A 15356-nucleotide genomic window follows, 5' to 3' on the forward strand; every position below is an offset into this window, starting at 1 on the left:
TCGTGGGTTCAGCCGCCCGCGACGGGCGAAACGACGTCGAGCTTGTCGCCCGGCGCGAGCGTCTTCGTGCCGTGCTCGCCGCGCGCGACGAACTGGCCGTTGAGCGCGACCGCGAACGGCGGCTTCGCGCCGAACGCGGCGAGCGCGTCCGTGACGGTCGCGGCGTCGGGCAAGGTGAACTCGCGCTGATTGATGTGGATGTTCATGGGTCTTTCTCTGAATGCTGTCACGCGGGCACGGCCGCGAATGCGCCGTGCAGCAGCTCGGGCCATGTGGCATCGGCGCGGAACTGCGCGAACGAAGCGGCGTCGCGCACCGTTTCTCCGATGAGCGCATCGGCGAGCGCGCAGGCGGCATCGGCCACTTCGGGCGCGATCATGAAGCCGTGCCGATACAGCCCGTTCACGCGCAGCGTCTGCGCGCCGTCCCAGACGATGGCCGGACGATGATCCGGCAGCGTCGGCCGGCATTGCGAGTTGAGTTCGAGAATGCGCGCTTCGCCGAATCCCGGATGCACGGCGAACGCCGCGCTCAGCAATTCGAGCGCCGAGCGCACGCTGACGGGCGACATGTCCTCGCCCTCCACTTCCGTCGCGCCGATCACGTAGACGTCGTTCTGCTTCGGCGCGATGTAAAGCGGATAGCGCGGATGCAGCAAGCGCACCGGCCGCGTGAGCCCGATGCCCGGCGCATGCACCCGCGCCACTTCGCCGCGAATGCCGCGCAGCGCGGGCCACGCGGGCTTGCCGCCGAGACCGCGGCAATCGATGATCCAGCGTGCATCGGGCATGGCATCGACCGGCGTGTTCCAGAGCGTGCGCACGCCGCGCGCCGCCAGCCCCGCCGCGAGCGCCTTGAGCGCCTGCCGGTTGTCGAGCTGGCCTTCGTGCGGCAGCAGCCAGCCCTGCGCGAAGCGCGAGCCGAGCGCCGGTTCCGCCTCGGCGACCTGAGCGCCCGCGAGCTTGACGAAACCGCCGTCGAGCAGCGCGGCCGGGGCGTTCGCCCGCAGCCGGCGCTCGAAAAGCGGCGCTTCCGCGCGATCCGCGCCGTGCCACACGACGAGCGTCCCGTTGCGCTGAAAGAAGACCCGCTCGGGCAATGCCGCGATCACATTCGGCCAGCGCGCGAGCGACGCCGCGCCAAGCTCGACGACGAGCGGCTCCGCGCTCGTCGCTTCTGCGAGCGGCGCGAGCATGGCCGCGGCGACCCACGCGGCCGACTGCGAGCCGGCCTCGTCGCCACGTTCGTAGAGCGCGACGCCGTGCCCCGCGCCCGCAAGCTGCCAGGCGACGAGCCGCCCGACGAGCCCGCCGCCGATTACCGCGAAGTCCGGCCGGCGCGCGTCGCCCTGTTCCATGCTGTTCACAATCCGATGTCTCCTCATCCGGTCCCGTGCGTCGCCTCACGAAAGCGAGCGTCGCCGCAGGAAGCGGCATACCGATTGACTAACTGACTAACGTGGCGAATCAGCGGAGGAGAGACCTGCACGGCGGCCGTCAGACGCACCGAGCGGAAAAGGAAGACCGGAAGAGACTGGAGGAATGGCGCGGCGAACGCGCGTTCTCCGGAAACTTCCCTCGCCGGTATTACCCGGATCGGGTGCAAAGGGTCTCTCTCAGCCTCGCCGCGCCGGCCACCGTTGCCAGTGACGTCGCGCGAAGCACCCCTGTTTCGTCGCAGATCATTAGAGCATAAAAGGCAAAGCCGCTGCAAACCGGGATTGCCCGCTTCGGCCGCACCGCTCCCGTCGTGCCGCTTCGGTCGCGGCCGGCGGCACTCTGGCACAATGCCCCGAACACCGGTTCATCGGACGATCGGGCCGAATTAAGCGACAGTTAAGGCAGCATCACAACAATCTGCGAACCCGGAACTGGCTGCGCGCACGTCGATGCCGCGCGCCGCACGGCAAGCGACACCGTCTCAACCCGCCGGCGATCCGGCGCACCCGAACACAAGGTCATGGTCAACTCGAATCTCGAAAGCACGCAGCAGAAGGCGGATGACGTATCGGCGTGGAGCCTCATCAAACCTTACTGGGTCTCGGAAGAGCGCGGCGTCGCGTGGGGCCTTCTGGTCGCGATCATCGCGATCAACATGACGGTCGTCTGGATCAACGTGCGGCTCAACAGCTGGAACGCGGACTTTTATAACGCGCTGCAAAACAAGAACGTGCGCGACTTTCCGCACTTGCTGCTGATCTTCACCGGTCTCGCGTTTGCGTACATTCTGCTCGCCGTCTACGGGCGCTATCTGCGGCAGATGCTCGCGTTCCGCTGGCGGCAATGGCTCACGAACCGGTATCTCGAACAATGGTTCGGCGACAAGGCGTTCTACCGCATCGAACGCGACCGTCTCGCCGACAACCCCGACCAGCGTATCAGCGACGACCTGCAATCCTTCGCGACCACCACGCTTACGCTGTCGCTCGACCTGCTATCGACGCTCGTCACGCTCGTCACCTTCATCACCATTTTGTGGACGCTCGCGGGCGCTCTGACGCTGACGCTCTTCGGCAAGCCGCTCGTCATTCCGGGCTACATGGTGTGGGCCGCCGCGCTTTACGCGATTCTCGGCTCGCTCATCATCCAGAAGGTCGGGCATCCGCTCGTGTCGATCAACTACCAGCAGCAGAAAGTGGAGGCGGACTTTCGCTTCGGCCTGATCCGCGTGCGCGAAAACGCCGAGCAGATCGCGTTCTACGACGGCATCGCCACCGAAACCGCCAACGCCAAGGGCATCTTCCAGCGCATTCGCGACAACTGGTGGCTCATCATGAAGTACACGAAGCGCATGACCTTCGTGCTGTCCTTCTACGGGCAAATCGCGATCATCTTTCCGATCATGGTCGCCGCGCCCCGCTACTTCGCGGGCGCGTTTTCGTTCGGCGTGCTGATGCAGATTTCGTCGGCGTTCGGCACCGTCAGCGATTCCTTTTCCTGGTTCATCAACAGTTATTCGACGCTCGTCGAATGGCGCGCCACCGTCAACCGTCTGCGCGAATTCAAGCGCGTCATGCGCTCGACGCATATCCGCGAGGAAACGTCGCCCGCGACCGAACGCGGCGGCATCAACCTGCATTACACGAGCACGCGGTCGCTGACGACCACCGGTCTCATGCTCGCGCTTCCGAACGGCACGCCACTATCACGCGTGGCGGATGTCTCGATCGAGCCGGGTTCGCGCTGGCTCGTCGTCGGGCCGTCGGGTTCGGGCAAGAGCACGCTGATGCGCGCGCTCGCGGGCCTGTGGCCGTTCGGCGACGGCACCATCGACGCGCCCGTCGATGCGAAGCTCATGTTCGTGCCGCAGCAGAGTTATCTGCCGATCGGGACGTTGCGCGGGGCGCTGTCGTATCCGTCGCCGGCCACGACCTTCACCGACGAGGAATCGCGCGAAGCCTTGCGCGCGTGCAATCTCGAAGCGTACGGCGACCGGCTCGACGAAAGCGCGCACTGGGCGCGCAGCTTGTCGCCGGGCGAGCAGCAGCGGCTGGCTGCGGCGCGCGTGCTGCTGCACAAGCCGGACTTCGTGTTCCTCGACGAAGCGACGAGCGCGCTCGATGCCGAGAACGAGCTGCACATCTACAACACGCTGGTCGAGCGGTTGCCGAAGGCGGCGATTCTGAGCGTCGCGCATCGCGAATCGGTCGCGATGTTCCATGACTACAAGATCGAGATCGAAAGGGCGATGGCGGAGGCTTGAGAAAATCGCATCGAAGCGTCGAGAAAGCCGCACGGGCCATTCATGTCCGTGCGGCTTTTCTTTTATGCCGATTCGAATATGAACCGCTACTGGCGGAATTCATTAAGGCGCGATAGGCTGATGATGCCCGCTACGAAAGGCATTGTTCCGCAAAGAGTAGTACAACAAACAATTATTGACCGCGAGCGTCTCGATCGTATGTAACATGAGCAGCCTTTCGTTTGAATCGTTGCAATTCCAGCATAGGGATCGCAATGTAGTTCCCCGAGTGTGTCCACATGAACAGCGAAAACTCAACTCACGCAACGTCCAATGACTTGAGTGCGCTTGAATTGCAATTTCGTCGGAATCTCGCGAATGCCCCCGACTCGCCGTCTGCACACAACAACCTCGGCCTCGTCTTGCGGCAACGCGGACAAATGCCCGAAGCCGTGACGCTTCTTCGGAAAGCCGTAGCACTCAAGCCAGAGTCCGCAGACATCGCATTCAACCTCGGCCTCGTCCTCCTAGAATCCCGACTCTTCGCCGAAGCCGAGACGGCGTTTCGTCACGCGCTTGCGCGCCGGCCGGGCTTCGTTCAGGCAGGCCATCTGCTCGGGAAGACATTGATGTATCTCGGGCGGTGGGTCGACGGCGAAGAGACGCTACGGGAGGTGATCGCAGCCGCGCCCGACACTGCGGACGCGTACTACATGCTCGGAAACTCGCTACACATGCGAGACCGGCTTGACGAAGCCGAGGCCGTGCTGCGCCGCGGAGTGTCCGTCGACCCAGCATCGTTCGAAATGCGCATGGAAATGGGCGCTGTATTGCAGGAGCTGAACCGCCTCGACGCGGCTGAAGCCGAATATCGGCATGCGCTCGCGCTGCGGCCCGACAGTGTGCGTGCACGGTTCGCGCTTTCGAGCCCTTTGTTGAAGACTGGGCGCTACGAAGAGGGCTTCGCGTTATACGAAGCGCGATACGTCGAGTCGCAGGAATGGATCGATTGGACCGGAAGATTTGCTTTCGAAGAGCAGTCGCGCGTCCCGGTCGCCATGTGGCGCGGCGAGCCGCTCGACGGAAAGTCTTTGCTGATCGTGCCGGAGCAAGGGCTCGGCGATGCGATCCAGTTCGCGCGCTTCATTCCGATGCTCAAGTCGCAAGGCGTGCGGAAGTTGACCGTTGCATGCTCGCCATCGCTCGTGCGGCTTTTTCGGTCCATCAGCGCGGCCGATGCCGTCATTGACGCGACGGCCGCTCTCCGGTTCGACGAGTACGACTATAAGTGCTACATGATGAGCATGGCTTTCCGTCTCGGCACGAGGCTCGACACTATCCCGCGCCAGATACCCTATCTCAGCGCGCCAGCCGCGCGAATCGAACATTGGAAGCAGCGACTCGACGCAGATGTGCAACGCGGTCGTTACAGGGTGGGCTTGGTGTGGGGCGGATCGTCGGAGCTTGGCACTGTCAAACACGGCCCGCCCGAGTTCCATATGGACTTGCGGCGTTCCATCCGGCTGACCGCTTTTCTGCCGCTTCTGCAGACTGCCGGTGTGACGTTCGTCAGCTTGCAGAAAGGACCGCCGGAGTCGCAACTCGCGGACATCCCGGACCATCTGCGCCCGCTGAACCCGATGGCCGACGCAGTAGACTTCGCGGAGACCGCGGCCATCATCGAAAATCTGGACCTTGTTATTACCGTGGATACGTCTGTGGCCCATTTAGCCGGCGCGCTCGGCAAACCGGTATGGATTCTTTCGCGCTTCGAAGGCGAGTGGCGCTGGCTTCACGAACGCGACGACTCACCGTGGTATCCGAGCGCGCGCATTTTCCGGCAGAAGCAACGCGGAGAATGGGGCGAAGTCATCGAGCGTGTTGCCCGTGAATTATGCGACATCGCCGGGGATAGAGGGACGGCGTCGCGTTGACACGGCAGTCTTACGAGCTGGACTCATCGCCAAGGTGCTTCTTTGGCGAATCGCGCGCAAGCGCGATCCGATAGATCAGCCACTACGCGTCATTCATCGACCGAAGCGAAAACGGACAACCGTGGTTGTCCGTGTCGTCTCTTGCCTAATGCTCCCGCTTATCGTGGCAACTCGCTACTGCCCATCAAATACGCATCCACCGACCGCGCGCACTGACGCCCTTCGCGAATCGCCCACACGACGAGCGACTGCCCGCGCCGCATGTCGCCCGCGGTGAACACCTTGTCCACCGACGTGTAGTAGGCCTTCTCGCCTTCAGTCGATGCCCGCACGTTGCCGCGCGCATCTTTGTCCACGCCGAACGCTTCGAGCACGGGCGAAAGCGGCTGCGTGAAACCCATCGCGAGCAGAACCAGATCCGCCTTCATCTCGAACTCGGAATTCGGCACTTCCTGCATCTTGCCGTTCTTCCATTCGACGCGCGCCGCGATCAGCTTCTCCACCTTGCCGTTCTTGCCTTCGAAACGCTTGGTCGCAACCGACCAGTCGCGCTCGCAGCCTTCCTCGTGCGACGACGACGTGCGCAGCTTGATCGGCCAGTACGGCCACACGAGCGGCTTGTTCTCTTCCTCGGGCGGCTGCGCGAGCAGTTCGAATTGCGTCACGGTCTTCGCGCCATGACGGTTCGACGTGCCGACGCAATCCGAGCCCGTATCGCCGCCGCCGATCACGACGACATGCTTGCCCTTCGCGGTCAACTGATCCGCGACCTTGTCGCCCGCGTTGACCTTGTTCTGCTGCGGCAGGAATTCCATCGCGAAGTGGATGCCTTCCAGCTCGCGCCCCGGCACCGGCAGATCGCGCGGCGTTTCCGAGCCGCCCGCGACCACCACCGCGTCGAACTGCTCTTTCAGTTCTTCCGGCGTGATGCTTTCCTTCGCCGTATTGCCGATGTGCGACGGAATCGCATCGCGGCCGACGAACACGTTCGTGCGGAACGACACGCCTTCCGCTTCCATCTGGCGCATGCGGCGGTCGATCAGCCACTTCTCGAGCTTGAAGTCGGGGATGCCATAGCGCAGCAATCCGCCGATGCGATCGTTCTTCTCGAACACGACCACGTCATGTCCGGCGCGCGCCAGTTGCTGCGCGACCGCGAGCCCCGCCGGACCCGAACCCACGACGGCGACCTTCTTGCCCGTCTTGTGCTTCGGCGGCTGCGGCGCGACCCAGCCTTCTTCCCACGCCTTGTCGATGATCTTGCGCTCGATCGACTTGATGCCGACCGGATCTTCGTTGATGCCGAGCGTGCACGCCGCCTCGCACGGCGCCGGGCAGATGCGGCCCGTGAACTCCGGGAAGTTGTTGGTCGAATGCAGGACTTCGATCGCGCTCTTCCAGTCCTGGCGGAACACGAGATCGTTGAAGTCCGGAATGATGTTGTTGACCGGACAGCCGTTGTTGCAGAACGGAATGCCGCAATCCATGCAGCGCGCGCCTTGAACCTTGGCGTCGTCGTCAGTCAGCGCAGCGACGAATTCCTTGTAATGCTTGACGCGGGTCAGCGGTGCTTCGTACGCCTCGTGGCGGCGTTCGAATTCGAGAAAACCGGTTGCCTTGCCCATATCTTTCTCTGTATTGAGTGAGGATCGCGCTCTCCGATGCCTTTTCATCGGAGAGCCCTGACTTGTTGTGTTTCGGGCTTAAGCCGCCAGTGCTTCCTTCGCCTTTCTCGCGCCGATTTCGCCGAGCGCGCGCTTGTATTCGGTCGGGAACACCTTCACGAACTGACGCCGCGACGCATCCCAGTTTTCGAGCAGCGCCTTTGCGCGCGGCGAGCCGGTGAACTGGAAGTGGCGCTCGACGAGGCCCTTGAGCAACGCTTCGTCGGTCTGGCCCGCGTGCCACAGCGCGCGGTCCACCGTGCGCTCCTGCTCGGCTTGTTGCAGCACCGGATCTAGCGCGACCATCGACTTGTTGCACTTGGCCGCGAACGTGCCGTCCGCGTCGTACACGAACGCGATGCCGCCCGACATACCCGCCGCGAAGTTGCGCCCGGTTTCGCCGAGCACGACCACCGTGCCGCCCGTCATGTACTCGCAGCCGTGATCGCCCGTGCCTTCGACAACCGCCGTCGCGCCCGAGTTACGCACGCAGAACCGCTCGCCCGCGACGCCGCGGAAATACGATTCGCCTTCGATCGCGCCGTACATCACCGTGTTGCCGCAGATGATGTTTTCCTCGGACTTGCCGCGGAAGTCGTTGGTCGGGCGAATGATGATGCGCCCGCCCGACAGGCCCTTGCCGACGTAGTCGTTGCCATCGCCGACGAGATCGAGCGTCACGCCCTTCGCGAGGAACGCGCCGAAGCTCTGGCCCGCCGTGCCCTTCAACTGAATGTGGATGGTGTCGTCCGGCAAACCGTCGTGGCCGTACTTCTTCGCGATCAGACCGGACAGCATGGCGCCCACCGTGCGATTCACGTTGCGCACCGGCTGGATGAACGAGACATGCTCGCCCTTCTCGATCGCCGCCTTCGACTTCTCGATCAGCACGTGATCCAGCGCCTTGTCGAGACCGTGGTCCTGCACGTCCACATGCTTGCGCGCCACTTCCTCGCTGACCGGCACCTGATAGAAGATGCGCGAGAAGTCGAGGCCCTTCGCCTTCCAGTGCTCGACGCCCTTCTTCGTGTCGAGCAGATCGACGCGGCCGATCAGGTCGTCGAACTTGCGCAGGCCGAGCTGCGCCATGATCTCGCGCACTTCTTCCGCAACGAAGAAGAAGAAGTTGACGACGTGTTCCGGCTGGCCCGTGAACTTCGCGCGCAGCACGGGATCCTGCGTCGCGACGCCGACCGGGCACGTGTTCAGATGGCACTTGCGCATCATGATGCAGCCTTCGACGACGAGCGGCGCCGTCGCGAAGCCGAATTCATCCGCGCCGAGCAGCGCGCCGATCACGACGTCGCGGCCGGTCTTCATCTGGCCGTCGGCCTGCACGCGGATACGGCCGCGCAGACGGTTGAGCACGAGCGTCTGCTGCGTTTCGGCGAGGCCGAGTTCCCACGGCGTGCCGGCATGCTTGAGCGACGACAGCGGGGACGCACCCGTGCCGCCGTCATGGCCCGCGATCACGACGTGATCCGCCTTCGCCTTCGCGACGCCTGCCGCCACCGTGCCGACGCCCACTTCGGACACGAGCTTCACCGAAATGCTCGACGACGAATTCACGTTCTTCAAATCGTGAATGAGCTGCGCCAGGTCTTCGATCGAATAGATGTCGTGGTGCGGCGGCGGCGAGATGAGGCCCACGCCCGGCACCGAATAACGCAGCTTGCCGATGTAGTCCGACACCTTGTGGCCGGGCAACTGGCCGCCTTCGCCGGGCTTCGCGCCCTGCGCCATCTTGATCTGAATCTGATCCGCCGACGACAGATATTGCGCCGTCACGCCGAAGCGCCCGGACGCGACCTGCTTGATCTTCGAGCGCAGCGAATCGCCGTCCTTCAGCGGAATGTCAGTGACGACTTCCTTGCCGATGATCGATTGCAGCGAGTCGCCGGTCTTGATCGGAATGCCGCGCAGTTCGTTGCGATAGCGCGTTTCGTCCTCGCCGCCTTCGCCCGTGTTCGACTTCCCGCCGATGCGGTTCATCGCGACCGCGAGCGTCGCGTGCGCTTCCGTGCTGATTGAGCCGAGCGACATCGCGCCCGTCGCAAAACGCTTGACGATTTCCTTCGCCGGTTCCACTTCGTCGAGCGGAATCGCCCTCGCCGGGTCGAGCCTGAACTCGAACAGACCGCGGAACGTCATGTGGCGCTTGGTCTGGTCGTTGATGAGGTGCGCGTATTCCTTGTACGTCTGATACGAATTGCTGCGCGCCGAATGTTGCAGCTTGGCGATGGCATCCGGCGTCCACATGTGCTCTTCGCCGCGCACGCGGTACGCGTACTCGCCGCCCGCATCGAGCATGGTCGCGAGAACGGGGTTGTCGCCGAACGCATCGCGATGCAGGCGAATGGCTTCCTCGGCCACTTCGAAGATGCCGATGCCGCCGACCTTCGACGCCGTGCCCTTGAAATACTTCTCCACGAGATCCGACGACAGGCCGACCGCTTCGAAAATCTGGGCGCCGGTGTACGACATGTAAGTCGAAATGCCCATCTTCGACATGACCTTGTGCAGGCCCTTGCCGACCGCCTTCGTGAAGTTGTAGATGGCCTTGTCCGCCGACAGATCGCCCTTCAGCCCTTCTGCCATGTTGGCGAGCGTTTCCAGCGCGAGATACGGATGCACGGCTTCAGCGCCATAGCCCGCGAGCAGCGCGAAGTGATGCGTCTCGCGCGCCGAACCGGTTTCCACGACGAGGCCCGTGCTCGTGCGCAGACCGTGCTGCACGAGGTGCGTGTGAATGGCGGACGTGGCGAGCAGCGCCGGAATCGCGACGTTGTCGCGGTCCGTCTTGCGGTCCGACACGATCAGGATGTTGTAGCCGGACTTCACGGCATCGACGGCTTCGGCGCACAGCGACGCGATGCGCGCCTCGACGCCTTCCTTGCCCCACGCGACCGGATAGCAAATGCTCAACTCGTACGAGCGGAATTTGCCGCCGGTGTACGTGTCGATGGCGCGGATCTTCGCGATGTCCTTGAAGTCGAGCACGGGCTGCGACACTTCCAGGCGCATCGTCGGGTTGATGTTGATGGTGTCGAGCAGGTTCGGCTTCGGCCCGATGAACGAGACGAGCGACATCACCATGTTTTCGCGGATCGGGTCGATCGGCGGGTTCGTCACCTGCGCGAACAGCTGCTTGAAGTAGTGATAGAGCGTCTTGTTCTTGCTGGACATGACCGCGAGCGGCGAGTCGTTGCCCATGGAGCCGACGGCTTCCTCGCCCGATTGCGCCATCGGCGCCATCAGGAACTTGAGGTCTTCCTGCGTATAGCCGAACGCCTGCTGGCGGTCGAGCAGCGCGGCGGCCTCGCGGCGCTGCGTTTCGACGTCTTCCGCCTTCGGCTCGATTTCGTCGAGCTTGATGCGCACGGCGTCGATCCAGCTCTTGTACGGCTTCGCGTTCGCGAGGTTGTCCTTGAGCTCCTTGTCCTCGATGATGCGGCCCTGCTCCATGTCGATCAGGAACATCTTGCCCGGCTGAAGACGCCACTTCTTGACGATCTTCGATTCGGGAATGGGCAGCACGCCGGATTCCGACGCGAGGATCACGAGGTCGTCGTCCGTCACGATGTAGCGCGCCGGGCGCAAGCCGTTGCGGTCGAGCGTCGCGCCGATCTGGCGGCCGTCCGTGAACGCGATCGCGGCGGGGCCGTCCCACGGCTCCATCATCGCGGCGTGGTATTCGTAGAACGCGCGGCGGTTCTCGTCCATCAGCGTGTGCTGTTCCCATGCTTCGGGAATCATCATCATCATCGCGTGGACGAGCGGGTAGCCGGCCATCACCAGCAGTTCGAGACAGTTGTCGAACGAAGCGGTGTCCGACTGGCCCGGATAGATGAGCGGCCAGAGCTTCGGCAGGTCGTCGCCGAGCACGTACGAGGCGATCGCGCCGGTGCGCGCGTTCAGCCAGTTGACGTTGCCCTTCACGGTGTTGATCTCGCCGTTGTGCGCGATCATGCGGTACGGGTGCGCCAGTTCCCACGCGGGGAACGTGTTCGTCGAGAAACGCTGGTGCACGAGCGCGAGCGCGGACACGACGCGCTGGTCTTGCAGGTCGCGGTAGTACACGCCGACCTGACCGGCCAGCAGCAGCCCCTTGTAGACGACCGTGCGCGACGACATGGACGGCACGAAGTATTCCTTGCCGTGCTTGAGCTTGAGCGCCTGAATGCGATGGCTCGCCGTCTTGCGGATGATGTAGAGCTTGCGCTCGAGCGCATCCGTCACGACGATGTCCTTGCCGCGCCCGATGAAAATCTGGCGGATCAGCGGCTCGCTCGCCTTCACGGCGGGCGAAATCGGCATGTTGGCGTCCACCGGCACGTCGCGCCAGCCGAGCACGACTTGTCCCTCGGCCTTCACGGTGCGTTCCAGTTCCTGCTCGCACGCGAGACGCGACGCGTGTTCCTTCGGCAGGAAGATCATGCCGACGCCGTATTCGCCAGCGGGCGGCAGCGTCACGCCCTGCTTCGCCATTTCCTCGCGATAGAAACCGTCCGGCACCTGAATGAGGATGCCCGCGCCGTCGCCCATCAGCGGATCGGCGCCGACCGCGCCACGGTGATCCAGATTCTCAAGAATCTTGAGACCCTGCTGAATGATCTCGTGGCTCTTCTTGCCCTTGATATGGGCGACGAAGCCGACGCCGCAAGCGTCGTGTTCGTTCGCGGGGTCGTACATGCCCTGCGCGGCGGGAAGCGAACCGGCTGCCGGCTGCTGATGATCGTTCATGGGACACCGTCTCTACTGTGGGGGCCGACTCGGCCGTTGAACCGTTTTGTTATCTCGCCCGGACGCTTTCGGCTGCGCTGCGAGGCGCACGGCCGGTCGCGCTGCATCGCAATAAACGCCGGAAATCGAAATATACGCGACGAATCAAAAAGATGGCAAATTAAATTCGATGGTCTGTCACCTATTATCGAAATGGTGCATCGCTGCCTTATTTAATTGGGTCCACATCGCAAAGCGGCAAAAATAAACGGCGTCCCGCAAATCGGGCCGCCGTCCGATCGAGCGCGCCGCGCGCTTACTGCGTCTGGGGCGTTTCCCGAATCTTGCGCGGCCGGCCGCGCGGCAGCGGCGACACGCGGCGGTTCGCGGCGCGCGCGGCCCACTCACGATACGAATCGCTGCCGAGCACCCAGCCCTTGAGCGTCGCCTGGAGCAGACGGGTCGTCTCTCGCTCGTCGAGCGGTTGCTCGCTCAGTTCCTTGTACGCGTGCTGGCGCTCGAACGGCGTGTTGCCGAGCAGCCAGAAGAGCGAGTGGTCCGTGATGAGCGAATCCACCGTCAGCCCGATGTGATGCCGGTAGCTCGACCACTTGTAGTCCTGCGGCGACGCCGCGAGCTGCGCGCGCACCGGCGCCGTCTCGACGACGCGCGTCGCGAGCAGAAAGTACCGCTCGCCTTCGATGACCGTCGCGCGATACCGGCCTTCCCACAATGTGCCGCGCCGCGTGTAACGCCGGTTAAAGTGCGCGACGTAGCGCCGGCCGACCGCCTGCATCGCCTTGGGCAAGCTGGCCTCGTCGCGCGGCGTGACGAGCAGATGCACGGCTTGCGGCATCAGCGCATAAGCGTGGATGGCGAGGTGGTGATCGCGCGAGGCCGTCCTGAGGCATTCGATGAAAAGCTCGTAGTCCTGGTCGTCGACGAAGGCGGGCTGCTGGTCGAGACCGCGCAGGATGACATGCTGCGGCTGTTCTGGGACGTAGAGTCGTGCAAGCCGTGCCATTCTGGATATTCCATGGGTCGCGTTTGTGTTACCCCAAGCGGGGGCTGACTGGAGACGCTGCTGCAGCGGGAACACAAGACGCATGCAAGGGCCGTGCAACGGGACTCCGAAGCGGTCTCTCGCCCTAGGGAAAATGCTCTACCGTGCCGCTATGGTGACTTTGAAATGATGTGTTCATAATGGGCGTGCTTTCAGGAGGAGCACAAATTGAAAATAGAACAAGTCGTGACGGGGATCGCAGCACTGGCATGTGTGTCCACCGCGGCACACGCGCAATCGGCTGGGTCCATTTACGCAACTGCAGGCTGGTTTCACTTTGCACCGCAAGACAGCAGCGGTCCGCTCAAAGAAACAAGTGTAGGCGGATCTCCCGTTAATATCAGCGTACCCGGCACGGGTGCAGGCATCGGAAGCGCAGATACCGCCGGCTTCACGCTGGGCTACTTCATCACCGACCACATTGCCAGCGAGTTCGAGATAGGCATTCCGCCCTCCTTCGATCTCAACGGAACCGGGACGCTCTCGCAGTACGGCAAGATCGGCAGCGCGAAGCAGTGGAGTCCAACGCTGCTGTTCAAATACTTCTTCAACGCTCCTGACGCGAAATTCCGGCCGTTCGCCGGCATCGGCGTGACGCGCACCTGGTTCACCGATGCCCAGATCACCAACAGCGCGTTCGAACGCACCGTGCTGCATGGTCCGACCTCCGTCGATACGGATAGTTCGTGGGCGCCGGTCTTCAATCTGGGCGCTCAGTACAATTTCACACAACACTGGTTCGCGGCGTTCTCCGTGTCGTTCATTCCGTTGAAGGCGACGGCCAAACTGAGCACGCAAGCGCAAACGCCTGTCGGCACGCTCAACGTGCAGTCGCAGGCGAAGATCACCATCAATCCGATCGTGACGTATCTGCGCGTCGGCTATCGTTTCTGATCGCTGATCCAGCGTCGCTATGCAGTCCGAACGCCGTCGTGTGATCAGCATGACGGCGTTTCCTTTACACGCGCCTTGTAAATGTGACTTGCGCGGCGGCGCATGCCATGCAGTAATTACGGGTCGACGGCCTGTGCATCGCACGATGACACCGGCATTCAATTTGCTCAATGGCACTTTCCGCCGCGAAAGCGGAGTGTCACCCATCCACGATTCATCCATCGACGGAGCGAACATGAACGCACTGCCTAACACGCGAGACGCCATCGGAGATTCATGGAACAGCACGAGCCGCCGCGCACGCCGCATGGCGCGCCACGGCCGCGAGGCTGCGCACGATATCGGCACTGAACTGCGCGCGCTGCTTTCCGAACTCGAAGAGACCTTGAGCGAAGGCGCTTCTGCCGATGCCGCCAGGCTGCGCGCGAGCATTAGTGACCAGGTGGACGCGGCCCGCGCCCGTCTGAACGACTCGCAGGCGGCAGTGCGCGAGCGCGCCGCCGCGGTCATGGACGACGCCGACGCTTACTTGCGCGACAGGCCGTGGCGAACCATCGCGCTGGTCGGCGGTCTCGCGTTGCTCGCGGGCGTGCTGCTGGCGCGCGCGCGCTGACGCTTCTCGGCCCGGTTCTCTGCCCGGCTAGCTGTCCAAGAAGTCCGCGCCGATGATGTCGATGCGGTCCGTGCAGATCGCATCGACGCCCCATCGCGCGAGCAGGCGCGCCCGCTGCGGATCGTTCACCGTGTAGGCGAGCACGCGCAGGCCCGCGTCGCGGATGTCGCGCACGAGCGTTTCGTCGAGCGAACGATGGTCCGCATGCAGCGAGACGCACGCGAGCGCCGCGGTCTGCTCGCGCCAGTCCGCCGGCACGCGCTCGTACAACATGCCGCGCGGCAGATCGGGCGCGGCGTCGCGCGCGGCTTCCAGCGCCTCGAACGAAAACGATGACAGCAGCGGCGCGGGCTCCGCGCCATTCCAAAGACGCGCCGTCTCGCGCGCGACCAGTTCACCTGTTGCGACCTCGCGCCCCGGACACGACTTGATCTCCACGTTCGCCGCGAGATTCAGCGACGCGCACAGCTCGCGGACTTCCGCGAGCGTCGGCATGTGCGCGCCGGCGAATTCCTCGCTGAACCACGACCCGGCGTCGAGCGCGCGCAATTGCGCATAGGGCATCGACTTCGCCGCGCCGTGGGCGTTGGACGTGCGGTCCACGTCCTCGTCATGCAGCAGGAAGACGACGTTGTCCGCAGACAGCTTCGCATCGAATTCGATCATCTTCAGGCCGAGACGCGCGCCCGTCCGGATGCCTTCGAGCGTGTTCTCCGGTGCGAGCTTGCCGCCGCCGCGATGCGCGACGATAGCGGGATACGGCCAGGTTCTCATCGCGGTTCTCC

General features: G+C 63.7%; 10 protein-coding genes and 1 riboswitch. Of the genes, 4 read left to right on the top strand and 6 right to left on the bottom strand.

Annotation, left to right across the window (positions count from 1 at the left end; translation table 11 throughout):
* Window positions 1-8: 8 nt before the first annotated feature.
* Both thiS and LDZ26_RS11660 read right to left on the bottom strand, forming a co-directional pair.
* Window positions 9-206, bottom strand: coding sequence for a sulfur carrier protein ThiS (gene thiS, locus LDZ26_RS11655; protein ID WP_159837137.1), 198 nt, complete (start codon window positions 204-206; stop codon window positions 9-11).
* 20 nt (window positions 207-226) lie between these two features.
* Window positions 227-1357, bottom strand: coding sequence for an FAD-dependent oxidoreductase (locus LDZ26_RS11660; protein ID WP_244847359.1), 1131 nt, complete (start codon window positions 1355-1357; stop codon window positions 227-229).
* 198 nt (window positions 1358-1555) lie between these two features.
* Window positions 1556-1678: riboswitch (TPP riboswitch) on the bottom strand.
* A gap of 281 nt (window positions 1679-1959) precedes the next feature.
* Between LDZ26_RS11660 and LDZ26_RS11665 the strand changes: the two genes are divergently transcribed.
* Complete coding sequence (locus LDZ26_RS11665) at window positions 1960-3702, top strand: ABC transporter ATP-binding protein/permease (protein ID WP_244847360.1); 1743 nt, start codon at window positions 1960-1962, stop codon at window positions 3700-3702.
* A 278-nt stretch (window positions 3703-3980) separates the two neighbouring features.
* Window positions 3981-5615: a tetratricopeptide repeat protein gene (locus tag LDZ26_RS11670; RefSeq protein ID WP_244847361.1), complete on the top strand. Its 1635-nt coding sequence runs from the start codon at window positions 3981-3983 to the stop codon at window positions 5613-5615.
* 158 nt (window positions 5616-5773) lie between these two features.
* Here LDZ26_RS11670 and LDZ26_RS11675 read toward each other — a convergent pair whose 3' ends face one another.
* The 3 genes from LDZ26_RS11675 to LDZ26_RS11685 all read right to left on the bottom strand — a co-directional run bounded on the left by LDZ26_RS11675 (window position 5774) and on the right by LDZ26_RS11685 (window position 13025).
* Window positions 5774-7240 carry a glutamate synthase subunit beta gene (locus tag LDZ26_RS11675; RefSeq protein ID WP_244847362.1) on the bottom strand — a complete coding sequence of 489 codons (1467 nt, stop codon included), beginning with the start codon at window positions 7238-7240 and terminating at the stop codon, window positions 5774-5776.
* Window positions 7241-7318: 78 nt separating this feature from the next.
* Window positions 7319-12022: a glutamate synthase-related protein gene (locus LDZ26_RS11680; RefSeq protein WP_244847363.1), complete on the bottom strand. Its 4704-nt coding sequence runs from the start codon at window positions 12020-12022 to the stop codon at window positions 7319-7321.
* 295 nt (window positions 12023-12317) lie between these two features.
* Complete coding sequence (locus LDZ26_RS11685) at window positions 12318-13025, bottom strand: transposase (RefSeq protein ID WP_244847364.1); 708 nt, start codon at window positions 13023-13025, stop codon at window positions 12318-12320.
* A 207-nt stretch (window positions 13026-13232) separates the two neighbouring features.
* On the opposite strand from LDZ26_RS11685, the gene LDZ26_RS11690 reads away from it, so the two are divergent.
* Window positions 13233-13958, top strand: a complete 726-nt coding sequence (locus LDZ26_RS11690) for an OmpW family protein (protein WP_244847365.1) — start codon at window positions 13233-13235, stop codon at window positions 13956-13958.
* Between the two features lie 235 nt (window positions 13959-14193).
* Window positions 14194-14571: a DUF883 domain-containing protein gene (locus LDZ26_RS11695; protein ID WP_244847366.1), complete on the top strand. Its 378-nt coding sequence runs from the start codon at window positions 14194-14196 to the stop codon at window positions 14569-14571.
* Between the two features lie 27 nt (window positions 14572-14598).
* Here LDZ26_RS11695 and ugpQ read toward each other — a convergent pair whose 3' ends face one another.
* On the bottom strand, window positions 14599-15345 hold the full coding sequence (ugpQ, locus tag LDZ26_RS11700) for a glycerophosphodiester phosphodiesterase (protein WP_244847367.1): 747 nt from the start codon (window positions 15343-15345) through the stop codon (window positions 14599-14601).
* Window positions 15346-15356 lie beyond the last annotated feature (11 nt).

Origin of the sequence: Caballeronia sp. SL2Y3 (assembly GCF_022879575.1) — a bacterium.
GTDB lineage: Bacteria > Pseudomonadota > Gammaproteobacteria > Burkholderiales > Burkholderiaceae > Caballeronia.